This is a genomic window from Arthrobacter sp. SLBN-100 (assembly GCF_006715305.1).
Classification (GTDB): Bacteria; Actinomycetota; Actinomycetes; order Actinomycetales; family Micrococcaceae; genus Arthrobacter.
The window spans coordinates 435,751-460,711 of sequence record NZ_VFMY01000001.1 but is presented as its reverse complement, the minus strand read 5'-3'; the positions used below and the strand labels follow the sequence as shown (position 1 = coordinate 460,711).

Here is a 24,961-nt window from a genome sequence, read left to right as displayed (position 1 = left end):
GTTCGAAATAGTCCTCGGAATCGTGCTCGGCCCCAATCTGCTGGGATGGATACCATTCACCCAGTTCACGGAGCAAGCACCGGTATCGACCGGCAAAACGACCCCACAAGGGGAAATGCTTGGCCGACCGTACTGAAAGATGCCGCCGTGGCCGCTGCCGCCCGCCGAGCAGACCCGGGTTCGTCGCCTGCTAATGACCCAGGAGCAGGCGATGGATAAAATCAAGGCTCAAGGGTCAGTCAACCGAAGCCCGGGCGTCCGTCAGGCCGACAGAGCGCCAGGCGGGCAGAGAGGCCATCCATGGACTTCACCCAGTTCGGCGAACATCAGCTCGACCCCTTTCCCGGGTATGAACGAATGCGGGAAAAAGCCCCTGTCTTTCACGACGAACAATCGGGAAGTTGGCACGTCTTCCGGTACGACGACGTTCAACGGGTCCTGTCAGAGCATGCTACGTTCTCGTCGCGCATCGGCGGTGAGGATCCATCAGGGACCGGCCAACTGTTCGCCTCGAGCCTGATCACCACCGATCCTCCACGGCACCGGCAGCTACGCTCCCTGGTCACCCAGGCGTTCACGCCGAAAGCTGTGGATGCCCTGGCTCCCCGTATCGCCGGGCTCGCGGACGAGCTTCTGGAGGGGATTGCGGCCCGCGGGAGCGCCGACTTGATTAGGGAACTGGCGTACCCGTTGCCGGTCATAGTGATCTCCGAACTTATGGGCATTCCTGCCCAGGACCGTGAGCACTTCAAGTACTGGTCCGATGTGATTGTCAGCCAAACGCGGACTGGTTCGACCAGTGAGGAGCACTACGCCACCAACTCCGAGATGACGGAGTACTTCCTGGCCCTGATCGAACAGCGCAGGAGCCGGCCCGGTAAGGACCTGATCAGCAACCTGCTTTCCGCCAAGATTGACGGCCAAAATCTGACGGTGCCCGAACTGCTCGGTTTTTGCAGTTTGCTGCTTGTTGCCGGCAATGAGACCACCACCAACCTGATTGGCAACGCCGTTTTGTGCCTCGCTGAGTCGCCCGGCACCATCGACCGTCTCCGGCAGGAACCCGCCTTGCTTCCCCAGACCATCGAAGAAGTGCTGCGCTTTCGGTCGCCGGTCCAGTCCATGTACCGGGTAACGGTCGCAGGGACAACCCTGGGAGACGAACGGATTCCCGCGGGTGCGCCGATCGTGGCTTGGATCGGCTCCGCCAACCGCGACGAGCGGCAGTTCCAGCGGCCTGGTGAGTTCGACGTCGACCGCGGCCAGAACCGGCATTTGGCTTTCGGCCACGGCATTCACTTCTGCCTCGGCGCGCCGCTGGCCCGGCTCGAGGCCAGGATCGCGCTGGAGGCCCTGCTGTCCCGATTGCCCGGGCTTTCTCTGGTTGAGGGAGCCAATCTGGAACGAATGGAAAGCACTATCGTCTATGGGCTGAAGGCGCTCCCGGTCAAGTGGCAGCCGGCCTGATCGGAATGAAAATGGCTACTTTTCGGGAACTCCACCACGCTGTGGCGCCACTGCTCCTGCCCAATGCCTGGGACATCGGATCCGCCTTGGCATTTGTGACGGCGGGATTCCCGGCCGTCGGCACCACCAGCTTCGGCATTGCGGCCAGTGCTGGCCTGCCTGACGGAGGCCGGTCCAGCAAGGCGGTAACCGCCGCACTGGTGGCGCAGCTGTGCCGACTGCCTGTCCACGTCACGGTAGACATCGAGGACGGTTACTCCGACGACCCCGCCGAGGTCGCGGAATTTGTCGCCCAACTGGCTGCCCTGGGTGTGGCCGGGGTCAACCTTGAGGACAGCAAGGCGGGGCACCTAATCGATCCAACAGCCTTTGCCGACAAGCTCGCCGCCGTTAAGCGACGAAGCCCGGCTATGTTCATCAACGCCCGAGTCGACAACATATGGTTCGGCGAGCAGGCCACTTTGGAAGCCGTCCTGCTCCGAGGCCGTGTCTACGCCGACGCCGGGGCGGACGGGATCTTTGTCCCCGGACTCGTGGTTCCGGAGGACATCCAGATCATCACCGCCGGTATGCGGCTGCCGGTCAACGTGCTGGCACATCCCTCGCTGACTGTTACCGAACTTGGTGAGCTGGGGGTCCGACGGGTGAGTTCCGGCTCCCTGCCGTACCGTGCAGCAGTTGACGCGGCTGTGAACGTCGCGAACGCCCTGCGTGACGGCAAGCCGCTGCCGGCCGCCACTCCGTACTGGGAGATGCAATCGCGCCTCGTCTCATTCAGCCAGGGACTCACGGGCTGAAGGCCAGCGGTGCGAACCCGTCGGGAGGCAGATATATGCGACATCCGCCGCCAGCTGAAAAAGCCCCCGAAGGGGCCCATAGGAAGGATCTGTGACGGTCAGAGAGCGGCATCGCTGGTCCGGAGAGAGCGGTATCGCTTGACGAGTTCGATGATCGCGACAATATGCGACGGCTCCCAAACCGCACGCCGCCACCATCGCCGCACCCACCCAAACCGGCGGAATCAACGCCGAATCCATCTACCCCGCCGGCACCATAGAGCCAAGGACTTCCTGGCATTTTCCAGCTCTCGTCCCTGACCGTGGCCGCGTACCTCCGCAACGCATTCTTTAGCTCACGCCCTGTGCCATTCGGCCCTGTCGCAGACCAGTTCCAAGTGAGATCTTCTCCTTGTGAATACCGTGCACACAGAACCGAGAATGGTTCACATAGCTGAGCAGCAGACTGCTGTGCTTCGCGAAAGCGTTCCGATGGCTGCCCTGACTGATTTCTTCGGTCGTGCGTTCGCTGCCGTCGCAGCGGAGGCCGAGGCGCAGAACGTCCAACTCGCCGGTCCGCCTTTTGCGCTCTACCGCGGCGCACCCACCCGGACAGTCGACGTCGAGGCCGGTTTTCCGATCGCAGGCAACCTAGCAGGCGCTGGGAATGTCGTCACCAGCAACCTTCCGGAGGCCGACGCTTTCGAGGCGCTGCACACCGGGCCCTACGAGACGTTGAACAGGACCTACGCGGCCCTTCAGGAACAGATAAAAGTGGCAGGACGAACCCCTTTGGACACGATGTGGGAATACTACTTAAACGGTCCATCGACGGAGGTCGATCCCTTGAAATGGCAGACAAGAATCGTGTGGCCGGTCGCCTGATGCGTGGGCGGTTTCTGCTTCAGGCACCTTGGTGGAAAAGTACCGCGCTGCTGCTGCTGGCTGCTCTGCTGGTTGTGGCTGGCCCAACAGCCTTGGCAGCTGCACCGGGGGATGTGGTTGTCGAGGACCGGGCAGGAGTTCTTGACCGCAATACCCTCGACCCGGCCATCAGCGCGGTCGAGTTTCATGAGCCCACCAAGGTGGCCGTGTACACCTACAACGGCAGCGCCGCTGACAATCTGAACGAAGAAGTTCTTCGCTTCGCCCGCGCCGAACACCCGGAATGGATCAGCTCGGACGGGCAGAAGTGGGCAAACGGGCTCTTCATCTTCGCCCTCGACCCCGTGGGACGGCACGTGGGCACCTACATGGGCGAAGACCGAAAGGTTTCCCTGGAACAACGTGACGACATCCAGAACGCTGCAAAGGACCTCCTGCGGGACGCCCAATGGACAGAGGGAACCATAGCCGGTGTCCGACGTGGCGCTGAACTGATTAACCAGCCCTGGTACCAGTCGGCTGCCTTCGTCATCACCGCCTGGATAGCCGGTTCACTCGCCGCGCTGGCCGCTGCCGCATGGTTGATTGTCCAGGTAGTGACCAGGGCCGGCAGCCGTAAGGAGTTGGAGCGGGGGGACCGGAGTTACGTCAACGTGAGTACGGACCTGGACGTCACTGAACTCAATGCCAGCACCATCCCCGAGTCCTCCCGCTATGGCAGCAACGTCCTGGAAAAACATCGCACCTTCCTCAACCGGTACAACGCCGCTACTGGATTGGCCAACCGGGTGCACGCCCTCAGCCCGAAGGCGCTGGGCCGCAGGTCCAGCCTCAAGCTGGTACAGGAGTACGCAAATGCGGCGGCCGAACTGGACGCCCTGGATGACGTCATCGCGGACAGCAACGCTTTGCTGAACCTGGCCAGTACCTGGCCCACGGCTTGGGACCGACAACTGGCACCGTTCCGCACCGACCTCGCCGGGCTGGAACAACTGCTCACCAAGCGTCACGGGCAAGGCGGCTCGGCCACGGCCGCAGCACTCAGGTCCTTCCGGGCCGAGAGCCTGCACAACATCGAGCGCTGGACCGCCGAACTCTCCGACGGCTCCATCACGCCGGAAGCTGCGCTCGACCGGTTACGTGATGCCCGGACCCAGCTGTCAGAGCTCTTGAAAAGCCATGCCGAAACGGTCATCGAAGGTTTTGCCAGGACCGAGCGGGAAGCGAAGCTCATGCGCGCGGAGATGGAGAACGCCGAGGATGGCCTGGACCGCCACCGGGGGCGGCGGTACGAACCCAGCATCCTGGGAACGGTCTATCCCTCCTACTACTTCTTCTCGGTTCCCGCCTTCAACTCCGGCCTCAGCACCGGCGTTGGCAGCGTCAGTACAGCGAGGGGCGGCGGGGCAACCACAGGATATGGGAGCAGCGGGGGAAGCTTTTCCGGATCGGGCAGTTCGTCCAGCTTTTAGGTGGCTTTTGGCCCTATCGGCGCCCGGTGGAACCCCGCAGGCTGATAGCAGCAACGGAGCGATGAAGGGAAGCGGCCATGGAGGAGTCAGCGTCAGAGGGTGGCAGGTTCGTGGTGGGGGTGGACGGATCGGAGGCGTCGGTGGAAGCCCTCCGGCAGGCCCAGCGGCTGGCTCTCCCTCTTGGGGCCAAGGTACTGGCCACCGCCTACTGGGAGGATCCGCAAGTCTATGCGGGCTACGTGGCGATGGGGATCGACCGCTTCGAGGAACGAGTGATGATGGTCCTCACGGACGCCTTGAGACAGGCCTTCGGCCAGGAGACTCCGCCGAATGTCATACCGCAGGTGGTCCGGGGCCATGCCCGTGAGTCGCTAATAGACGCCAGTCGGCATGCCGACATGCTCATCGTCGGCAGGCGCGGTCATGGTGGATTCGGCGGCATGCTCCTGGGGTCCGTCAGCTCCGCCTGCGTAGCCCATGCGCACTGTCCCGTCCTGGTGGTACATAGCCCCAATAAGGAAAGGAAGACCAGCAGTGAGAAATTCTAAGCCGATCGCCGTTGCAACCAATGAGTCTGCCCAAAGCCAGGCGGCTGTGAGGTGGGCTGCAGCCCGGGCCGCACGTGCCGGTGTGCCGCTGGTCATCCTTCATGTTGTTGACGACCGCTGGGTGGCGGAGCCTGTCTCGTGGACCGGGATTCTGCTGGAGAAGGGCAGCGAACTGCTGGATGTGGCGGCCAAACGGGTTCGCGGCACCGTTCCGATTGACATCACTACCAAGGTCCTCGAGGGAAGCATCGCGGGCGAGTTGCGCAGGTATTCCGGCAAGGTGTCGATGCTTGTGGTGGGGTCCGGCGCCCCCCATCTGGGTGGATCACTGACCGATCGCGCCCTGCAGGTCGCTGCCGCGGCGAAATGTCCGGTGGCCGTGATCGGAGACACTGGGACAGAAGGCGGCCGAGGTGTGGTTGTAGGGGTTGACGGCTCGGAAGAAGCCACCCAGGCCGTTGCCTTCGGTGCTGCTGAGGCAGACCGCGAGGGACAGGAACTGACAGTCCTTTATGCTTTCAGCCCGCCCGACCGGTTCACTGACAGCGGCCTCCTGACCGAAAACCTCCCCCAGTTGATGGAGGACGAGGAGCGGATCGTGCTCGCAGAAACCATCTCCGGACTTCGAGAGGACTACCCGGACCTTGTGGTGCACCAGGTCCTGGACACCGAGAAGGAACCCGCAGCGGCACTCGTCCAGGCCGCGGCCGGCGCACAAATGCTCGTGGTGGGAAGCCGTGGCCGGGGCGGCTTCAAACGGCTGCTTCTCGGCTCCACCGCACACGCGGTGCTGACGCGTTTGCCCTGTCCCACGGTGATAACCCCTATCCGGCGTATGAAGCACGGGAAGTAGGCGCACAGGAATGCAAAACAACTCTTCAGGACCGGACACGGAAGTCCTCAGCACTCATGACTGCTGGAAATACCTCCGTTCGGCTTCAGTAGGCCGGATAGCAGTCACCACAGGCGGGGAGCCTGAAATCTTCCCGGTGAATTACGTCCCCGACTACGGCACGGTGGTCTTCAGGACGGGCCGGGGAACCAAACTGGATGCCGTGCTGGGGGGAAGTCCGGTCGCATTGGAAGCCGATGGACTGAATACCTACGGCACCATTGCGTGGAGCGTCGTCGTCAAGGGAACTGCCGCCGTTGTGGACACCGAAGCGGATTTCCAGGAAGCAGCAGACGCAGGGCTTTCGCCCTGGGAAGCGGGAAGCAAAGACCACCTGGTGCGGGTAACGCCGACGGAGGTCAGCGGCCGGCGTTTTGTCATCAACCCGGCGGCCCGCTGGTGGCCGCCCCTGGACACCCAACGGCAGTGACGCCCCGGCAGGGCAAAACCAGCTCACGACGCCGGCGCTCACCTCAGGCCGGCGGCGATGACTGGGCTGCCGCCCATCGCCGTCGTGCTGCCCCGGCCGCCGCTTCGCAGGGCACGGAGCGCGTTCAGGATGGTGGCCAAGTCCACCAGCTCCTGAAGGAGCGCACCGGCCACAGCAGGAATGTAGCCGAATACTGCCGCAATCATTAGGCCGATGCTCAGCAGGATCCCGGTCCAGATGCTTGCCAGCGCTATCCTGATGGTTCGTTGGCCGATGTCGACCGCCAACGCTGCCTTGGATAGATCGTCGAGCAGGATGACCACGTCGGCTGACTCGCTCGCCGCGGTTGATCCTTTTGCGCCCATGGCGACGCCGACATCCGCTGCCGCCAGGACAGGAGCGTCGTTGACTCCGTCGCCCACCATCATGACCGGGCGTTTCCGCAGTCCTGCGACGATGGAGACTTTGTCACCGGGCAGGCATCCTGACTTGACCCGGGCGATCCCGGCCTGGGATGCAATTTGTTCGGCCGTCCCTTGGGCATCACCCGTCAGGAGGAGGGTTTCCTGGACGCCCAGCCTGCGCAGGGCATCCAGTGTGCGCACCGCATTGTTCCGCAGCGGGTCGCGCATGACCAGCGCGCCAACGAAGTGTCCGTCAACACCGACGTAGACCGCCAGTTGTCCCCCTGCCGTATCGGCTTCCTCAAAACCGGTGGTGACGGAACGCACGAAGCCGGGTTTGCCGACCACCACCGCGTGATGGCCGCATGTTGCGGTGACACCCTGCGTGGCGTGTTCAGTCGCGTTGCTGCCCGGCAGCAGGTCCAGACCATGTTGGCGGGCCGCGTCAATGACGGATGAAGCAAGGACATGGGAGGAGTACTGCTCGGCCGACGCGGCAAGCTGTAGCAGCCGGTCCGCGGTGATTAGCCCTGCGGCTTCCGTTGAGATCCTGGTCTCCTCCAGCGTGGGCCGGCCGTGGGTGAGCGTGCCCGTCTTGTCGAAAACGGCCGTCCGCACCCGGGCCAGCTGTTCGAGGGTGCCCCCGTTCTTAATGATGATTCCCGAGCGGGCTGCCCGGCTTGTGCCGGCGAGGAACGCCACCGGGGCTGCGATGAGTAGCGGACAAGGGGTAGCCACGACAAGAACCTGGGCGAACCGCGCCGGGTCCTGGCTCATATACCAGCCCACCATCGCCAAGGCGAAGGCGAGGAGCGTGAAGGGAACGGCGTACCTGTCAGCGAGCCGGACCACCGGCGCCCGGCTGGCTGCCGCCTCCTGGACCAAGGCAACGATCTGGCTGTACTGCGAGTCCTTGGCCGTCGATGCGGCCTTCATGTGTACAGCGTTGTCACCATTGACGGATCCGCTGAGCAACGCATCGCCCTTCACGTGTTCCACCGGCAGGCTCTCGCCTGTCAATGTGGATTCATCGAAGCTGCCGGCAGCGGTCAGCAGCATCCCGTCAACGGGGACCACTTCTGAGGGTTTGATCAGGAGGACGTCGCCGGGGCAGACGGCGTCGGCCGGGATGTCCTCCGGCGGACCGCCGTTCCGTTCCCGGTGGGCAGTTTGCGGGGTTCGCTCCAGCAGCGACCTGAGCTCGCGGGTAGCCCGTCCTTCGGCAATGTCTTCCAGGGCTTCTCCCCCGGCCAGCATCAGCACAATGATCAGAGCGGCCACATACTCCCCGACGACCACCGTCGCGGCGATGGCTGTCACGGCCAGGAGGTCAATCCCCCACCGGCCCCGCAGCAGCGCCTTGAACATCGAGCCGGACCGGACAACGGCAACCACCATGGCATAGGCGCTTGCAGTCCATCGGGCCGCCAGGTCCTCCCCCAGCCCCAGCAACACCGCGACGACAATTCCCGCTGCTACCGTGGCCGCCACCAGCGGAAACCGCCCAATTACCGCCCTCAGAGCTGCTTGGTCCATGATCTCGACCTTAGGTCCGTCCGACAGTTGCAGCTAGAGGCCTCCGGATCCGCTATCGTGCTTCCGCGCAGCCTCAACCGAGCCCTGCAGTGGGCCGGGGCGGGGCAGGAGGCCGGCCCGGCCCGTCATCCACACTGATCTGCTGCCGGTGGTTGTCGCTGGAGCCCTGGTCCAGGCGGAACGGCGGGTACTCATCCCGCAGCAGGGCCACGTACGTGATGACCCGGTAAATCCAGCGATTGATGCCCAGGATCAGCCCAAAAAGCGGCCGCTGGTAGCGTCCGCTGAACAGGAGAATTACGGCGGCGATCAATACCAGCAACCCCAGCAGGGAGATCCCCGAGCCCGTTTCGTATCTGACGGCGGGGGTTTCGGGGTTGCTCCAGCGGATGGCGCTGGCACTTGTGAAGGCGGCGACAACCAGCAAGTGCGGAATCGACAGCAGCCACCACTTGACCAGGACAAGCCCGCGGGAAAGCCGTTCCGGATAATCCACTTCAAAATCGGCGGGATAATCCGTCCGGGACAGCGTGAAGGGCGGATACCTGTCCGTTCCCACCGCGGCGTACGCATAGAAGGCCACGCGCCAGTTCCAGCGCAGGACGCCCACGTTGAAGACGAAGAGCGAATGGGGATAGCGGCCGGTGAACAGAATCGCGAACCCGGCCACGATAGTGACCACTGCGAACGCGAACCACAGGAAGAAGAGGACAATCAGGTGCGGGATGGCGAGGAACCATTTGACCAGCCACATCCACCTGGACAGCAACGGGTCGATTTCACCACTGAGCCGTGCGGGGTACGGCGCCGCCTCGACAGCCTCCAAAGACCCCGGAGTTGAATCCCGTCCCGTAACTGAGCCTTGAGCCTGCCCCTGAACCACTACCGGCGCCGAGCCGCTTCTCTGCCCGGGATAGGCAGCAGACGCCAACGCCGGAGTTCCGGACCCGGTGGGAGGGCCGGTCCGCCGCCCCAACCCGCGGGCACCAAAAACCAGCAACGGGACGCCAATGACCAGCAGAATCACACCCGCTGCCAGAAGCCCGGCCGCGATCGGCCCGAACAGCTCTGACCTGAAACCGGCCTGCAGGTCCACCGCAAGCCCAGGGGAGGCGTCGGTGTTCATGATCACCACCGACCAGTTCCCGGACTCGATATTCCAGTTGACCTCCTGTTGGCCAGGGCCGGCGGCAGAAGCTACCCAGAATTCCTGTTCCGCCGGCGGTGAGAGGGGCTCCGTACCTGCCACTTCCCGATATTCGGCCCGGAAGGGCCTGAAATCCACCTCCCGCAGCTCCGAATAGTTTGATCCGCCCAGATAGCGCTCGACGTCGGCCCTCGCCGCAATCCCGATGAAGACTTCCTTGGCTGGGTTTGCTGATTCCCCGCTAATACGGAGGCTGCCCACGTCGAAGGGCAATGGGGCGGGCCCCACGTCGTCGCGCATGCCTTCCGTACTGGCAGACACAATCGCATGGGTGTCGACGGCGAAGCGTTCCTGAGGTGAGGTGAGGTACCCGTCGTCGTTCTGGACGAGGTTCAGCCAGGATGCACCGATGCCGCAGAACAGGAGTCCTGCACCTGCCATCGACAGCAAGATACCAAGTATGAGCATGACTATGGAACGGGCCTTCATGGATGTCCTCCTTAGGTGCCAGTGCTTCTTAAGGGTGGGTTCTCGAAGAGGGATGGAGTAGGGCCAAAAGTCACTCCAGGGTCCACGGCTGCCGAGGAGCTCAACGGGCGATCATGGTGGGGCAGGGCAACTCCAGCAGCACCTTTTCGGCGATGGAGCCCACTGGTTTCCGGAGACCGCCCCGGCCCCTGCAGCCGATCACCAGCAACTTGGCATGCATGGCTGCCCGTATCAGTGCGTCGGCAGGGAGGACGCCCGTTTTGAGCGCCTGGTGCACCTCCAGCCCGGGGCAGGAGGTCGTGACCCTACGGACAGCAGCGGACAGGAGTTCTTCCGGGTCGGCCTGATGGGTGCGTCCAGCATCACCCGGAAATGCCCTTCCCGAAAGATCTCCCCCGGCCACAGCGTGCAGGACCGTCAAGACGGCTCCCGTTCGGAGGGCCTCCTCCCCGGCCGCCTTCAGCGCGAGTTCGGATTCTTGTGAGCCGTCAACGCCGACCAGAACGCCCACGCTGTCCGCCGTTGGTACGGCCGGATCAACATCCGGCACGACAACCACCGGACTCCGGCACAGGACTGCTGCCTGAAAGCTTATGGATCCGAATCCTTCTCCCCTGCGGTCCGGCCGGCGGTCCGAGCCCAGAACCACGGCTTCTGCCGCTTGGGACAGCACGAGCAACACTGCCACCGTCTCACCGGCCCGGCAGCTGGTGACGATCTCCAGCCCGGGGTGAAGGGCGGCAATCCTGCGGCTTTCAGCGTCCAGTAGACCTTCGGCCTGCGTGGCCGCTTGACGATATTCGGACGGAACCCTGAAGTACCCGGGCTCCGGGACTGCCCTTACCAGATGCAGCCGGAGTGCCAGGTCGACCGCCCGTTGCGCTGCCCACTCCTGGGCCCTTTGGCCACTGGTTGAACCGTCCGCGCCTGCCAGCACCTCCCGACCAGACACAACCTTGCTCCCCTCCAGTGAACCACGGAATATCTTCAGTGTGCCCGGTGGAGAGCCAGCGCCCAGTGCCATTAGTCCCCGATCGTCATCGGCCTTCAGGTCGGCTCTTCCCATGAGCGGTGACTAAGGGCCCTTGTGCACCCGATACGGTTCCTCAAGGATGAGTGGTACGAGGATTTGCACGGCCGTCCCCTCGGACAGGCCCCGAACCATAAGGAATGAAAATGAAGTCGGAAGCATCAGCGGGCAGTGCTGCAGCGCCGGGCACCGGCATCCGGGTGTTCATCCTCGATGACCATGAGCTGGTCCGGCGCGGGCTTCAGGACCTGTTGGAGAGCGAAGGATTCGTCGTCGTCGGAATGTCCGGCTCAGCTGCCGAAGCGGTGCGTCGCATTCCTGCCCTTCGTCCCGACGTTGCCGTGCTGGATGCCCGGTTGCCCGACGGGACCGGGATCGAAGTCTGCCGTGATGTCCGTTCCATCGATGGGACCCTGAACTGCGTGATCCTGACGAGCTATGACGACGAACAGGCACTCAGGGGCGCGGTCATTGCCGGGGCCTCCGGCTACGTTCTGAAAGAGATCGGCGGCACGGATCTGATTGGGGCGCTGCGCCGGGCAGCGCGCGGGGAGTCCTTGTTCAGCGCCGACCTCAAGGCTCGGATTATCCAAGGACTGGCGAAGCCCGAAAGAGTGGATCCCAGGCTGGAGTCGCTGACGCCGCAGGAACGGCGCGTGTTGGAACTCGTAGGGGAAGGGCTGACGAACCGCCAGATCGGGGAACGCATGCAGCTCGCGGAAAAGACGGTGAAGAACTACGTGTCATCCCTGCTGGCAAAGCTGGGATTTGAGAGGCGGACCCAGGCGGCCGTTCATGTCGCATACAACGCAGGACAGGCGCAGTAGAACCGCCAGAACATTGGTGGTTCAGAAGACCGGGGCGGTCCACTCCACTTCGGTTCCCGCCCCCGGCGGGCTGTGCATCTCGAAGTTGCCGCCGAGGGCATTTGCCCTGTGCAACATGTTCGACAGGCCGTTGCCTGTCCCCGGAGCGGAGAAGCCCCGGCCGTCGTCTTTGATGCGAACGGCAAGCCTTCCTTCGCTAACGGCAATCGACACGCTGATCGACGCTGCCCCCGAATGCCGGACCGCGTTGCTCAAACCTTCCGTGAGAACTGCCAGCACATTTGACACCGTCGACTCGTCCCGGATGGCGTCGATCGGCCCGGTCAGCGTCAGGTGGGGTACGAACGGCAGGGATTGCGTGGCAGACCTTACCGTTTGCAGAATCCGGCTGCTGAGCAGTTCCACCTCGCCCGAGGATCTGCTTAACGAATAGATCGTGTTGCGCAGTTCACGGATAGTTTCGTCGAGTTCAGCCGTGACTTTCGCAATCGTCCCGGCCTGCGACTCCCTGGAGCTGAAACGTTGAAGACTCTGGATACTGAGCCCTGTAGCGAACAGCCGCTGGATCACGAGGTCATGGAGATCCCGGGCGATCCGGTCCCGGTCCGTAAACACGGCAAGCTGTTCGCGCATCCGGCGTGCCCGGGCAAGTTCCAGCCCCATGGCGACATGGGAACAGAAAACTGTTCCCATCTCAACATCTGCCGGCCGGTATGCGCCTTCCGTTCGCTTCCGGACCAGGACAAGGAGCCCGTGATGGGTGCCGTGGGTGCTCAGATCCATGGCCAGGAGGCGCCCTGGCATTGCAGCCGCATCCTGCCCCAAGATCGTCGCAGCGTCTTCAATCACCGCCGCTTTGCCTGTGTCAATAACCGCCCGGATCTCCGGGCAAGTCAGGGCCAGAAAGCGTCCCGCCCAATCGGAGGACCTTTCCCCGGCGGCCCCCGCGACGTGAAATAGCTCGGACGCATGCTCCTGGACAAGGAGCAGGGCCAGCTCCGAAGCGGATTCCCGGAGCGCCCGTCCGGCAATCATGTCCGGGGCCCCTTCCTCGCCCTCCTGCGTGTCCCCGTCCATCATCCTTCTGGTTACTTCCATCGAAGCTTCCAGCCACCTCGTTCTTCGGCGGGAGTCGTCGTAAAGCCTGGCGTTTTCGATAGCGACGCCGGCCGCCGCGGCCAGTGCCTGCGCCAAGTCTTCATCCTCGTCGGTAAAGTCTCCACCGCCTTCCTTCTGCGTCAGATAGAGATTGCCGAACACAGAGTCACGCACCCGGATCGGCACGCCCAGGAACGACGTCATGGGCGGATGGTTTTTCGGAAATCCATACGCTTCCGGGTGCCGGCTGAGGTCATGCAGCCTCAGCGGCTTCGGATCACGGATCAACAAACCCAAAACGCCATGCCCGGTGGGCAGGGGACCAATCTTCCGCGCCGTTGCGTCATCGATGCCAACGGTGATGAAGTGGCTCAAAGCATCATGCTCTTCACTGATGACTCCCAGCGCTCCAAACCCTGCCCCGAGGAGAGTGCACGCGGAGTTGACCACCCTTTGAAGTACGGCCTCCAGGCTTAGGTCCTCCGCGAGGGCGACGACCGCTTCCAGGAGGCCGCGCATCCGTTGCTGCGCATTCACCAGTTCACCGGCCTGGTCAACAAAGCCAGTGAGAAGCTCATTCATCCTGGCCCCGGCAAAGATCGGCCGGTCACCAGTTCCGGAGGCATGCATTGGCTCGCTCATTTGGGCAGCCTCTCGAGCGAAGTTCCAGCCGGACCGTCATGCCGGTTGATGTAGTCCGCAACAGACTACCTTTGCCAGGAGGGCCGGACTAGGGGTGGCTGCTTTCCACTACGGTCTTTGTGCCCTGTTGGTGGCTTGGCTGACTTCATAGCATCGAGAGCATGACCCTGGTTTTCCGAACCGGCCCGGGCACCAAGCTCGCCACTGCGTTGGGCCAGCGGGTCGCCCTGGAGACCGACGGCACAGACACCAACGGGGGCGCCTGGAGCGTCATGGTGAAGGGCCAGGCTACGGCGCTGGACCGCACTCCGGAGCTTATGGACTCAATGGGGCAATGGCTTTTCCCATGGGAGCCCGGCCGGAAGGACCACTTCATCCGTATCGTGCCGGACAGCGTCAGCGGGCGTCGATTCAAGATCGCCGCCCCGTTGGCCTGGGACGGGCCCCTGGATGATGCAATCCGGTCCGGGCTGGAGTGACGTGCAGGAACTGAGGCGGGATCATGCAGGCATGGTGGGTGGAGAAGCCGGGGCCCATCACTGACGGGCCGCTGCGCTCAGGTAATCGTCCGGATCCATCTCCTGGCTCCCACGAGATCCTTCTGGCGGTGCGCGTCTGCGGTGTCTGCCGCACCGATCTTCATCTTGCCGAGGGAGACCTCCAGCCGCGCGGCCCCGCCAGGATACCGGGACACGAGGTCGTCGGGGAGGTCATTGCGTTGGGGCCCGGGAGCACCCGGTTCAGCTTGGGTGAACGTGTGGGAGCAGCCTGGCTCGCCCGGACATGCCGTTCCTGCCGTTTTTGCCTTCGCGGGGATGAGAATCTTTGCCTCCGGCCGCTCTTTAACGGCTGGCATGTCGACGGCGGTTACGCGGAGATGATGACGGTCAACGAGGATTATGCCTACCGGATTCCTGCTGTCTTCACGGATGAAGAGGCAGCACCGCTGCTGTGCGCGGGCATCATCGGATATCGTGCTCTTCGGCGCTCAGAACTGCCGCCGGGCGGAAACCTGGGTATCTACGGGTTCGGCGGCTCCGCCCACCTGACAGCGCAGATGGCCAAGTTCCAGGGCGCGAAGGTGCACGTCATGACCCGTTCACGCGCAGCGCAGTCGCTGGCCCTGGAGCTCGGAGCGACATTTGCCGGAGGCGTTGAGGACAGCCCGCCCGTGCCCTTGGATGCGGCCATCCTGTTTGCGCCCGCGGGTGAACTGGTACCCGTTGCCCTGCGGGCCCTTGACCGGGGAGGAACCCTGGCCGTAGCAGGGATCCACTTGAGCGACATCCCGGCTTTGAATTACCAGGAGGATCTCTTCCAGGAACGGCAGCTGCGCAGCGTGACAGCCAACACGCGGGCTGATGGGGAGGAGTTCCTGGCGCTGGCCGCAAAAATCCCCTTGCGGCCCACCACAGTCCCATACCCCTGGGACAGGGCAGACCAGGCGTTGCTGGACCTCTCACGTGATCGTTTTGCCGGCGCTGCAGTACTGGTACGCCCCGGCGTCGCGACCTAACCGGGGATGGATCGCTCCTTTGAGTGACCTTCGGCCCTAGGCCGCAGAACCGCTGGGGGGCAAGGTACTTTTATGACTGACTTCGAACGGATCATTGTTGGGATCGACGGCTCCGAATACTCCCCGGCTCCGCTGCGCTTGGCAGGTCGTCTGGCTTCGGCGCTGGGCACACGGATAGAGGTCATCACCTGCCTGGGGTTCTCTGACTTCTATCTGCCGGCGCACCTGCCGGCAGGCTATATCGACAGCGCTGCAGAGCTCGAGGCAATCGCCAAGCGTCTGATGGAGCAGGCAATCGAGCGGGCCTTCGGGGACGCACGGCCGCAGCACCTGTCGACAACCGTCAGGACGGGTTCGCCTGCGAAGGTCCTGGTCGAGGAAAGTAAGAGTGCGCAGCTTCTGGTTGTGGGCCGGCGGGGCCGCGGCGGCCTGCTTGGACAGCTCATGGGCTCGGTAAGTTCCGCCTGCGTGGCGCACGCCCATTGCCCGGTGCTGGTTGTTGGCCAGGATCCCGAGGAACACGGTGAGTGAGTCCAGCGGCGTTTCGGCGATTGTTGTCGGCGTCGACGGGAGTGAGCAATCAATCCTTGCCCTCCGCTGGGCAGGGGCGTTGGCACCGTTGTTTCAAGCGTCCATCCGGGCTGTAACCTGCTGGCAGTTCCAGATCGCCGTCGGCACGTTTACCCCGCTGGTCTGGGACCCCGAAAAGGATGCGCGCGAAATCTGTGCAGCGGCCGTCTCCAAGGCTTTCGGTGACTCCACTCCGGTTGACATCCAGATGGTGATCTCGCAGGGTCCGCCTGCGAAAGTGCTGGTTGAGGAAAGCAGGCGCGCCCGGCTTGTAGTTGTCGGCAGCCGTGGTCATGGGGGGTTTGAGGGCCTGCTGCTTGGTTCGGTCAGCGCCGCTGTCGCGGAGCACGCGAAGTGCCCTGTCCTTATCGCTCACGGTTCAGATCTCCCGCCGGCGTTTCCGGATGCAGTTGCTACGGCATTGACCGTCGGGGGCAACCATCCTAGTCCAGCCCGTGCAGGAAGCTAAGCGTCTGGTGGCGGGCTATGATGGCTCCGCTGGATCATCCCTGGCCGTCCGCTGGGCAGCACAACACGCCCCCCTTCTGGATGCAGAACTGTTGGTGGTTCACTGCTCCTTGTGGCCTTTGTTCACCCAGGATCTGGGGCCGGTCCAAGGAATCTCCGATAGCGGCCTCCGCCACCACGCCCAGGCAGTCCTGGATCAGGGCGCTGCTGAGGCATTGACTGTCGAACCCACCCTGCGGATCCGAACAGTGCTGCTCGACGGATTGCCGACAGCCCAGTTGCGTCGGCTGTCCAATGAGGCGGCGATGCTGGTTCTGGGGAGCCGGGGCACCGGTGGCTTCCTGGGACTTCTCGTAGGTTCTGTGAGCCTGGAACTGGCCGCGACGGCGAACTGCCCCGTTGCCGTCGTTAGGCTCGACCCTGCCCCTGAAGGGCCCATAGTCGTGGGCATCGACTCCACCGGTTCCCCGGTGGCCCTGCACGATGCTTGCGTCCTCGCCGAAGCCATGAGAACGGATGTGGTTATCGTTCACGTCCTGCGCCTACCCTTTAGCGGGGGACGGGATGCCGCCGCTCCCCGCGCCCGGCGCGAAGCCCGGGCTCTGCTCGGGGCAGCGGCGGCAAGCGCCCGGACTTTGTCTCCGGGCGGCAGCATCCATGAAGAACTCATTGAAGAAACTTCCGTTCCCCGCGCCCTGCTCAACAGCTCGCGGGGCGCGGGAATAACCGTCGTCGGAACCAAAAGCCAAAGACTGGCCCGCGGAACAATCGGTTCAACGGCGCACGCGGTCCTGCATCACGCAACTGGCCCCGTATTGATTTCCCGGGAACGCCCGATAGCCAAAATCCAAGGCATGGGCCCAGGGGCATAAGGCCAACGATCAGTTTCCGGGACTTTCGTCCCTTACCGCGAAGCGGCCGCACGCTCATGGTGGAAGTGCGTCGGTATCCGAACAGCATCAAAGGAGGGAGCGGTTATGAAGGCCGTAGTTTACGGAGGCCCCGGCAGGAAATCCTGGACGGACGTACCAGATCCCACACTTCAAAACCCCGCGGACGCCATCGTCAGGGTCGACACCACCACCATCTGCGGAACCGATCTGCATATCCTCAAGGGAGATGTGCCAGCCGTTACGGAAGGACGCATCCTCGGCCACGAAGGGGTAGGCACCATCACTGAGGTCGGATCATCTGTAACAGGCTTAAAGCCGGGTGATCGGGTGATCATCTCCTGCATCAAGTCCTGCGGCCATTGCGCCAACTGCAAGACAGGCCTGTATTCGCACTGCATGGGTGATGAAGGAGCTTCGGGAATCGGATGGGTTTTCGGTCACCTGATCGATGGGACGCAGGCCGAATTCGTGCGGGTCCCCTATGCGGAGAATTCCCTGCACCTCCTGCCGGACAACGTCAGTGATGAGCAGGCGGTCATGCTCTCTGACATTCTTCCGACCGGGTTCGAGATCGGGGTCCAATACGGGCGGGTCAAGCCCGGCGACACTGTAGCAGTGGTCGGGGCGGGTCCTGTCGGGCTGGCGGCAATCGCCACCGCCGGGCTGTACGGTGCAGCAGCCATCATCGCCGTCGACCTCGACCCGAACCGTCTGGAAAAGTCGCGGGAGTTCGGCGCCACGGACATTGTCCTGTCGGGCAGCGGCGACTGGAAAGAGCAGGTCCTGGCCCTGACGGACGGCCAGGGCGTGGACGTTGCCATCGAGGCTGTCGGCATTCCTGCCACCTTCGAGATGTGCACCGGGATTGTTCGTCCTGGCGGAAACGTCGCGAACGTCGGTGTCCACGGCAAGTCCGTTGAACTGCACCTTGAGAATCTCTGGATTCAGAACATCAACATCAGCATGGGTCTGGTAAACGCCAACACCACACCGATGCTGCTCAAGCTCGTTGCGCAGAAAAAGCTTCCGGCGGAAAAGTTCGCTACCCACCATTTCAAATTTGACGAGTTCATGGACGCCTACGATACTTTTGCCCGTGCTGCTGAAACGAATGCACTGAAGGTGGTCATTACGGCATGAAAGCGCACATCGTCTATGACTCGGCGTATGGCGCACTCAAGGGGGTGAAGGCCGCCGCCTTTGACACCCGCGTCCGCTTCTTCATTCACGGTGACGCTGGGAAGAAGACGACGAAGCTGCTGAAAAACGCCGGTGCCCACATTGTTTCCAGCCCGGTCCCCTTCTGTGTCAGCGGAACCGAAGGGCCCCTGCGCCAGGGAGAAACAGAAAAGGCGGCTGCCTGGGCCAGGACCCTCATGAAGGCTCATCAGGAACCTGCGGACTAAACGATGCTTTCCGGGGCTGGCTCACCGGCAGGAACCGGCCTGTCAGCGGCTGACGTCCGGGAACGCACTCTCGCGGGGCTGTCCAATGAAGCCCCGGATGACCAGACCAGGAGCCTGTGGCTGATTATCCGCGCGAATGTTTTCACACTCTTCAACGCAATCGTGGGTGGCTGCTTCATCCTGCTCCTTTTTTTAGGGCAGTGGCGGGACGCACTCTTCGGCTTCGCCGCGCTGAGCAACGCCATCATCGGCGTGGCCCAGGAATACCGCGCAAAGAGACTGCTGGACAGGCTGGCGGTCCTTAACGCCCCCCGTGCCAGAGCCCTCCGCGAGGGCCTGGTCCGAGAAATTGCCGTGGCCGACGTGGTGCGCGACGACATCGTGGTACTCCAAGCGGGTGACCAGGTGGTTGCTGACGCTGTGGTTCTGCAGGGCGACGGCCTCGAACTGGACGAGTCGTTGCTGACGGGAGAGTCCGAACCGGTCGCCAAGGTCCGGGGGTCGGAAGTGCTGTCGGGGGCCACTGTCATGGGGGGCCAGGGGACGGTACTGGTAACCCGTGTAGGTCCGGACTCGTATGCACGGCGTCTGACCGCCGAAGCCAAGCGGTTTTCCTTGGTCAACTCCGAAATACGGAACGGGATAGGCCGCGTTCTGCGGTTCATCACCTGGGCGCTCCTTCCGGTGATGGCGATAGTGGTAAATGGGCAGATGCAGGCGCAAGGCGGCTGGAACCAGGCCCTGGCCACGGGCGCCTGGCGGGGTGCACTGGTTGGGGCTACCGGTGGCATCATTGCCATGATTCCGCTGGGACTTCTCCTGATGTCAAGCGTCGCCTTCGCCATCGGCGGGGTACGGCTGGCGCGCCAAAATGTGCTGGTACAGGAGTTGGCGGCGGTCGAGGGACTCGCGAGGGTGGATGTTCTCTGCATCGACAAAACAGGCACCTTGACGGAGGGCCGGATGGTCTTCGACGCCGTCCACGCCCTCGCAGCGCCTTCGCCCGCAGGTTGGGAGGAGGCCCTGGGCTGGTTCGGCAACGATCCCCATGCCAACTCCACCGCGAGGTGCCTGGCAGGCAATTTCCCTGGCCTCGCCGGCCAGGATCCCGCCGTCGTCGTTCCCTTCTCATCGGCCAGGAAGTGGAGTGCGGCAGCCTTCGAGGAGCCTCATCCAGCGGCCGGCACCTGGATTCTTGGCGCTCCGGAACTGTTGCTGGGGCCGGATGACGCCGGTGCAGCGGTCAAAGCCGCTTCCGCCGAGCTATCCCGGAAGGGCCTGCGGACACTGCTCCTGGCCCACGCCTGGCAGGTGATGAACAAGGACGCGGCAGGCCGGGAGGAACTGCCCCGAATGCTCAACGCCGTGGTGCTGCTGACCTTCCGCGAAAAGGTCCGCCCCGACGCCGCCCGGACTCTGTCCTTCTTTCGCCAACAGGGTGTCGTACTGAAGGTCCTCTCCGGCGACGACCATCGGACAGTCGCTGCGGTGGCACGGGAGGTGGGCCTTAACGCGGGTAGCGGCTACGATGCCCGGCTCCTGCCCTCAGACCCGGACAAGTTGGCTGAAATTCTCAACGCCTACTCCATATTCGGCCGCGTCACACCGCAACAGAAAAAAGAGATGGTCCACGCGCTGCAAAGAAGCGGCCACACCGTCGCCATGACAGGCGACGGCGTCAACGATGCCTTGGCACTGAAGGAAGCGGATCTCGGTATAGCGATGGATTCGGCTGCGCCCGCCACCAAGGCCGTGGCCCGGCTGGTCCTGCTGGACGGCCGGTTTGAGAGGCTTCCGGCTGTCCTCGCCGAAGGCCGCCAAGTGATTGCCAACATTGAACGGGTCTCGGTGCTGTTCCTGAGTAAGACAACATACGCACTGGCGCTGTCCGTGACATTTGGGGCGCTGATGTGGAACTTTCCGTTCCTTCCGCGCCAGCTCTCGGTTACGGACGGCATCACCATCGGCGTACCGGCCTTCTTCCTGGCACTGATGGGCAATTCGCGCCGCTACACCCCGGGCTTCCTGAAACGCTCGCTTGCCATGGCGGTCCCCGCTGGCATCATCATCACCTTGGCAGTGGTTGCAGTGGAGCTTTTCTCCCGCGCAGCCGGCGGATTCAGCGCCGAGGCCAGCCGGACGGCGTCGGTCATCACCCTGTCCCTCGTTGCCCTCACTGTGCTCGGGGCGGTGAGCCGGCCCCTTAACCTCGCGCGACTGGGGATCATTGCTGCGATGTGCCTGACGCTGGGCCTGGTGCTCACCATCCCGGCCCTCCAGGAGTTCCTCCTCCTCGAATGGCCCCCGCCCCCGCTGGCCGCGGCCTCGTTGCTCGCGGCAGCTGGGGGCATGCTAGCGATGGAGCTGCTGAGACGGGCGCATGCGCGGAGGTTTCCCGCCCCGGATCCATCTTCATCCGGCGGGCCTTTCCGCCGGTAGCCGGGGGAGCTCCGCGGGCAGGCAGCCGCTTACAGCCAGTCGGCCGAAAAATCCTGTGGCGGCCACCACCGGGTCCTCGGGCTGACGGCAAACCTGCGTCCGCTGACCTCCGACGGCGTGATCTGCACCAAATGCTCTTTGAGCCCCTGCTGCCACGGCTCACGGTCGGGACCGGCCGCCTCAAGGTCTGCCTCGTCTCCCTGGAAAGGTCCGGGGACTCCCTTTACCACCACGCTCCAGACCTTGTTGGAGTAGGCATTCATCCCATCTGCCTCAAAAGCCGCAGTCCCGCCCTTGAGCAGGGCACGCAGTTTGGTTCCGGGGCCGGTGCGGATCACCAGCGTCTGCCCGACAGTCATGAAATTCACCGGGAAAATCTCAGGAATATTGCCGTTGATAACAGCCAGCCGCCCGATGTACGACGCTCTCAGATAGCCCCAGCATTCTGCCGGCGCAAGAAATTCCGTTTGCGACCCTGATGATGCGCTGCTCATGTCAATGATCCTAGCGTCGGCAAGGACGCGGCCAAGGCCGGCTCGATGCTCACTTGTTCCTGGTGGGCGATGATCCGGGCGACGGGGGCTGATCGTCCCTGTTTCACCCGAACAGGACCGCCGCCTCCCGGTACCGCTCCTCGGGCACCGTCTTGAGCCTTCCCAGCGCTGCTTCGAACCCGACGTTCACGATGTCAGTGCCCCGCAAGGAGACCATGGTTCCCCAGCGGTTGTTGGCGGCAGATTCAACGGCTGCTATTCCCAGCCGGGTGGCGAGGATCCTGTCGAACGCCGTTGGGGCACCGCCCCGCTGGATGTATCCGAGGATGGTTGCCCGGGTTTCGATCCCCGTCAGGGACTGCAATTCCTGCTCAAGGTAGAGTCCGATGCCACCGAGGCGAGGCCTGCCGAACGTATCCAGACCCCTGGGGGCATAGGGCGCGTCCTGCCCTTCGGGGACGAAAGCTTCCGCGACGACCACCAGGGGCGCCCGGCCCCGGTCACGGGCTGATTCGACCCAGCGGACGACCTGCGCCAACGACACCGGTTGCTCGGGAGTCAGAATGGCATGCGCACCCGACGCCATTCCGGCATGGAGTGCGATCCAGCCGGCATTTCTGCCCATGACCTCGGCGATCATGCAGCGGTGATGGGATTCGCCTGTGGTGCGAAGCCGATCGATTGCCTCCGTAGCGGTCTGGACCGCCGTATCGAAGCCGAAGGTAAAATCGGTGGCGTTCAGGTCGTTGTCAATGGTCTTCGGGACGCCGATCACTTTTATGCCGCGCTCTGACAGGATCTTCGCAGCTGCCAGCGTCCCCTCTCCCCCGACGGCGATGATGCCGTCGACGCCGAGGCGCTGAAGACTTCCTCGGACGGCTTCGACTCCCCCATCCTTCAGGGGATTGGTCCGGGAGGTGCCCAGCATGGTGCCGCCAAGTCGTGCAATCCCCCGGACGGCGGGCCGCGGCAGCGGCATCATGTCCCCCACGAGTACGCCCCGCCAGCCGTCGCGGAAACCGACGAAGTCGTACCCGTGGGAAATTATGCCGCTCAGCACTGCTCCGCGGATGAGGGCATTCAGCCCGGGGCAGTCACCGCCGCTGGTGAGGATTCCAAGTCTTGTCACCGGCGGAGATTCTCGGCAGCGGCGATGATCGGAACAGTCCTGAGGAAGGTATCCGGGTTGAGGGAAATGGAGTCGATGCCTCGCCGCACCAGGAACTCCGCAAAGTCTGCGTGGTTGCTGGGCCCTTGGCCACAGATGCCAATTTTCACGCCGGCGGCATGGGCCTTTTCGATAACCTGGCCGATCATCGTCGTGACCGCCTCGTCCCGCTCGTCAAAAAGGCCGCCCAGCAGCTCCGAATCCCTGTCCACGCCCAGCACAAGCTGGGTCAGGTCATTGGAACCGATGGAGAACCCGTCGAAGCGCTGCGCAAACTCGGAGGCAAGGATGACGTTGGAGGGAATTTCGCACATGACATAGATCTGCAGTCCTGCCTCCCCGCGGACCAGGCCGTTGTCCGCCATGACGCTGATGACCTGGTCCGCCTCGTGCGGCGTCCGGCAAAACGGAACCATGACAATGAGATTTGAGAAACCAAGCAGGTCACGCACCCGTTTCACGGCACGGCACTCCAGGGCAAACCCGTCCCGGTATCGTTCGTGGTAGTAGCGGGAGGCTCCGCGGAACCCCAGCATCGGATTCTCCTCCGGCACCTCGAAGGAGCGGCCCCCGATCAGGTGGGCGTACTCGTTGCTCTTGAAGTCGCTCAAGCGCACGATGACCGGGTGCGGATGGTACGGCGCGGCGATCTTCCCGATTCCCCTGGCGAGGACCTCGACAAAGTATTCCTCCAGGTCCACGTACCCATAGGTGAGTTCCCGGATCAGGTCAGCTTCGCCGGGGTCCTTCACCAGATCCGGACGGACCAGGGCCATCGGGTGGATGCGGATGAGGTTGCTGATGATGAATTCCATCCGCGCCAGCCCCACCCCGGCCGCCGGGAGGCGCCACCAGCGGAACGCCGCCGCCGGGCTGGCTATATTGACCATCACCGCAGTCCGCGTGGCCGGGAGCGCACCGATGTCCACTTCTTCGACGTCGAACCCCAACGTCCCCTCGTAGACGTTGCCTTCTTCGCCGCCAGCGCATGAAAGCGTGATCGCCGTCCCGTCCCCAATCACGGAGGTCGCGTTGCCGGTTCCCACCACGGCAGGCACCCCGAGTTCCCTGCTGACGATCGCGGCGTGGCTTGTCGGACCGCCGTGGTCCGTGACGATCCCGGCTGCCCGCTTCATGATGGGTACCCAGTCCGGATCGGTCATCCGGGTGACAAGGATGGCCCCGTCCCGGAAATCGTCGATGTCCTGTGCGTCCCGGACGACACACGCGGTCCCCTGGGCAATCGATTCACCAATGGCGGCGCCGGATGCCAGAACCTTGCCTGTCTCCTGGAGGTGGTACACGCGGAAGGCGGAGCTGCTGCGCTGCGCCTGAACGGTCTCAGGCCTCGCCTGAACCAGGAAGAGCTCGCCGGTTGACCCGTCCTTAGCCCATTCCATGTCCATGGGCCGGCCGTAGTGGTTCTCCACGGCCACTGCCCAACGGGCGAGGGCCAGGATGTCAGCGTCCGCCAGAACGAAGGAACGGCGCTCCTGGTCGGTTGTAGTGATGGTCCGGGTCCGCGCGTGGCCGCCCTGGTTGTAGACCATTTTGCGTTCCTTGGACCCGAGGGTCTTTTCGATGATGGGTTCAAAGCCATTGGATGAGAGCAGGGGCTTGAACACCTGGTACTTATCGGGGTTGATGCTGCCTTGGACCACGGTCTCCCCGAGCCCCCAGGCGGCGCTGATCAGCACGCTCCTGGGGAAACCTGATTCCGTGTCGATGGAGAACATGACCCCGGAGGCGCCGATATCCGAGCGCACCATCCTCTGTACGCCGACGGACAGGGCAACCTGCAGGTGGTCGAATCCCTTGATTTCCCGGTAACTGATGGCGCGGTCGGTGAACAACGAGGCGTAACAACGCCTGCAGGCGTCCATCAGTCCCCGCTCTCCGGCCACGTTGAGGAAAGTCTCCTGTTGTCCGGCAAAGCTCGCGTCCGGAAGGTCCTCGGCGGTGGCGCTGCTGCGGACGGCAACGGAAACCCGCTCCTGCCCGGTGCGTGCCGACAGCGCCCGGTAATGTTCGCGGATACCGGCGGCGATGTCCGGCGGGAACTCACCTTCGAGAATGAGCTCCCGGATCTTCTCACCGGCGTTACGCAGGCCGAGGTGACCCTCACGGTATCCGTCGATGGCGGCCCTGATGCCGGGTTCGAGTCCGTTCTCGGCAATGAAGGCCCGGTACGCGCTGGCCGTGGTGGCGAAGCCTTCGGGCACGCGCACGCCGGCGGAAAGCAGGGAACGGGTAAGCTCGCCCAGCGATGCATTCTTGCCGCCCACAGCGGGAACATCCTCCATCCCCACCTCGTCGAACCACCGCACGTGAACGTCAGTCATCATCGTTCTTGCATCCATGGAT

At 63.6% G+C, this 24,961-nt stretch carries 23 protein-coding genes; 16 read left to right on the top strand and 7 right to left on the bottom strand.

From position 1 onward, the window contains the following. The first annotated feature begins 300 nt into the window (after nucleotides 1-300). The 7 genes from FBY31_RS02005 to FBY31_RS01975 all read left to right on the top strand — a co-directional run bounded on the left by FBY31_RS02005 (nucleotide 301) and on the right by FBY31_RS01975 (nucleotide 6,470). A complete protein-coding gene (locus tag FBY31_RS02005; RefSeq protein WP_142036249.1) occupies nucleotides 301-1,467 on the top strand; it encodes a cytochrome P450 in 1,167 nt (388 codons plus the stop codon). An 11-nt stretch (nucleotides 1,468-1,478) separates the two neighbouring features. Further along, a complete protein-coding gene (locus tag FBY31_RS02000; RefSeq protein ID WP_142036246.1) occupies nucleotides 1,479-2,264 on the top strand; it encodes an isocitrate lyase/PEP mutase family protein in 786 nt (261 codons plus the stop codon). Nucleotides 2,265-2,684: 420 nt separating this feature from the next. Further along, nucleotides 2,685-3,128 carry a GyrI-like domain-containing protein gene (locus FBY31_RS01995; protein ID WP_142036243.1) on the top strand — a complete coding sequence of 148 codons (444 nt, stop codon included), beginning with the start codon at nucleotides 2,685-2,687 and terminating at the stop codon, nucleotides 3,126-3,128. A gap of 74 nt (nucleotides 3,129-3,202) precedes the next feature. After that, nucleotides 3,203-4,600 carry a DUF5129 domain-containing protein gene (locus FBY31_RS01990; RefSeq protein ID WP_235012880.1) on the top strand — a complete coding sequence of 466 codons (1,398 nt, stop codon included), beginning with the start codon at nucleotides 3,203-3,205 and terminating at the stop codon, nucleotides 4,598-4,600. Between the two features lie 77 nt (nucleotides 4,601-4,677). Beyond that, a complete protein-coding gene (locus FBY31_RS01985) occupies nucleotides 4,678-5,148 on the top strand; it encodes a universal stress protein (RefSeq protein WP_142036238.1) in 471 nt (156 codons plus the stop codon). Continuing rightward, the gene (locus FBY31_RS01980; protein WP_142036235.1) at nucleotides 5,135-6,001 is read left to right on the top strand and encodes a universal stress protein; all 867 of its coding nucleotides are present in this window, start codon (nucleotides 5,135-5,137) and stop codon (nucleotides 5,999-6,001) included. Before FBY31_RS01985 ends, FBY31_RS01980 begins: the two co-directional genes overlap by 14 nt. 10 nt (nucleotides 6,002-6,011) lie before the next feature. Then, a complete protein-coding gene (locus FBY31_RS01975; protein WP_142036232.1) occupies nucleotides 6,012-6,470 on the top strand; it encodes a pyridoxamine 5'-phosphate oxidase family protein in 459 nt (152 codons plus the stop codon). 38 nt (nucleotides 6,471-6,508) lie between these two features. Here FBY31_RS01975 and FBY31_RS01970 read toward each other — a convergent pair whose 3' ends face one another. From FBY31_RS01970 to FBY31_RS01960, 3 genes are all read right to left on the bottom strand, one after another. After that, a complete protein-coding gene (locus FBY31_RS01970) occupies nucleotides 6,509-8,410 on the bottom strand; it encodes a heavy metal translocating P-type ATPase (protein WP_142036229.1) in 1,902 nt (633 codons plus the stop codon). 73 nt (nucleotides 8,411-8,483) lie between these two features. Beyond that, nucleotides 8,484-10,046 (bottom strand): DUF4389 domain-containing protein, encoded by a 1,563-nt coding sequence (locus FBY31_RS01965; RefSeq protein WP_235012879.1) that lies wholly within the window; start codon nucleotides 10,044-10,046, stop codon nucleotides 8,484-8,486. A 100-nt stretch (nucleotides 10,047-10,146) separates the two neighbouring features. Continuing rightward, nucleotides 10,147-10,998 carry a universal stress protein gene (locus FBY31_RS01960; RefSeq protein ID WP_160142423.1) on the bottom strand — a complete coding sequence of 284 codons (852 nt, stop codon included), beginning with the start codon at nucleotides 10,996-10,998 and terminating at the stop codon, nucleotides 10,147-10,149. Between the two features lie 218 nt (nucleotides 10,999-11,216). On the opposite strand from FBY31_RS01960, the gene FBY31_RS01955 reads away from it, so the two are divergent. Further along, on the top strand, nucleotides 11,217-11,903 hold the full coding sequence (locus FBY31_RS01955; RefSeq protein ID WP_142036223.1) for a response regulator: 687 nt from the start codon (nucleotides 11,217-11,219) through the stop codon (nucleotides 11,901-11,903). Between the two features lie 21 nt (nucleotides 11,904-11,924). On the opposite strand, the gene FBY31_RS01950 is transcribed toward FBY31_RS01955, so the two are convergent. Next, the gene (locus FBY31_RS01950; protein WP_235012877.1) at nucleotides 11,925-13,643 is read right to left on the bottom strand and encodes a GAF domain-containing sensor histidine kinase; all 1,719 of its coding nucleotides are present in this window, start codon (nucleotides 13,641-13,643) and stop codon (nucleotides 11,925-11,927) included. Between the two features lie 161 nt (nucleotides 13,644-13,804). On the opposite strand from FBY31_RS01950, the gene FBY31_RS01945 reads away from it, so the two are divergent. The 8 genes from FBY31_RS01945 (at nucleotide 13,805) to FBY31_RS01910 (ending at nucleotide 20,935) form a co-directional block, all read left to right on the top strand. Next, complete coding sequence (locus FBY31_RS01945) at nucleotides 13,805-14,122, top strand: pyridoxamine 5'-phosphate oxidase family protein (RefSeq protein WP_142036220.1); 318 nt, start codon at nucleotides 13,805-13,807, stop codon at nucleotides 14,120-14,122. 23 nt (nucleotides 14,123-14,145) lie between these two features. After that, nucleotides 14,146-15,159, top strand: coding sequence for a zinc-dependent alcohol dehydrogenase family protein (locus FBY31_RS01940; RefSeq protein WP_142036217.1), 1,014 nt, complete (start codon nucleotides 14,146-14,148; stop codon nucleotides 15,157-15,159). A gap of 72 nt (nucleotides 15,160-15,231) precedes the next feature. After that, nucleotides 15,232-15,690, top strand: a complete 459-nt coding sequence (locus FBY31_RS01935) for a universal stress protein (RefSeq protein ID WP_142036215.1) — start codon at nucleotides 15,232-15,234, stop codon at nucleotides 15,688-15,690. Next, the gene (locus FBY31_RS01930) at nucleotides 15,683-16,198 is read left to right on the top strand and encodes a universal stress protein (RefSeq protein WP_142036212.1); all 516 of its coding nucleotides are present in this window, start codon (nucleotides 15,683-15,685) and stop codon (nucleotides 16,196-16,198) included. Before FBY31_RS01935 ends, FBY31_RS01930 begins: the two co-directional genes overlap by 8 nt. A gap of 7 nt (nucleotides 16,199-16,205) precedes the next feature. Next, nucleotides 16,206-17,069: a universal stress protein gene (locus FBY31_RS01925; RefSeq protein ID WP_235012876.1), complete on the top strand. Its 864-nt coding sequence runs from the start codon at nucleotides 16,206-16,208 to the stop codon at nucleotides 17,067-17,069. Nucleotides 17,070-17,174: 105 nt separating this feature from the next. Beyond that, the gene (locus FBY31_RS01920; protein WP_142036206.1) at nucleotides 17,175-18,230 is read left to right on the top strand and encodes a zinc-dependent alcohol dehydrogenase family protein; all 1,056 of its coding nucleotides are present in this window, start codon (nucleotides 17,175-17,177) and stop codon (nucleotides 18,228-18,230) included. Then, the gene (locus FBY31_RS01915) at nucleotides 18,227-18,496 is read left to right on the top strand and encodes a hypothetical protein (protein WP_142036203.1); all 270 of its coding nucleotides are present in this window, start codon (nucleotides 18,227-18,229) and stop codon (nucleotides 18,494-18,496) included. Before FBY31_RS01920 ends, FBY31_RS01915 begins: the two co-directional genes overlap by 4 nt. Before the next feature lie 3 nt (nucleotides 18,497-18,499). Beyond that, nucleotides 18,500-20,935, top strand: a complete 2,436-nt coding sequence (locus FBY31_RS01910; RefSeq protein WP_142036200.1) for an HAD-IC family P-type ATPase — start codon at nucleotides 18,500-18,502, stop codon at nucleotides 20,933-20,935. Between the two features lie 29 nt (nucleotides 20,936-20,964). On the opposite strand, the gene FBY31_RS01905 is transcribed toward FBY31_RS01910, so the two are convergent. The 3 genes from FBY31_RS01905 to ppsA form a co-directional block, all read right to left on the bottom strand. Next, complete coding sequence (locus FBY31_RS01905) at nucleotides 20,965-21,429, bottom strand: pyridoxamine 5'-phosphate oxidase family protein (RefSeq protein WP_142036198.1); 465 nt, start codon at nucleotides 21,427-21,429, stop codon at nucleotides 20,965-20,967. A 103-nt stretch (nucleotides 21,430-21,532) separates the two neighbouring features. Then, complete coding sequence (locus tag FBY31_RS01900) at nucleotides 21,533-22,558, bottom strand: ATP-dependent 6-phosphofructokinase (protein ID WP_142036195.1); 1,026 nt, start codon at nucleotides 22,556-22,558, stop codon at nucleotides 21,533-21,535. Then, nucleotides 22,555-24,957 (bottom strand): phosphoenolpyruvate synthase, encoded by a 2,403-nt coding sequence (gene ppsA / locus FBY31_RS01895; protein ID WP_235012875.1) that lies wholly within the window; start codon nucleotides 24,955-24,957, stop codon nucleotides 22,555-22,557. The genes FBY31_RS01900 and ppsA overlap by 4 nt, the downstream gene beginning before the upstream one ends. Nucleotides 24,958-24,961: the final 4 nt, after the last annotated feature.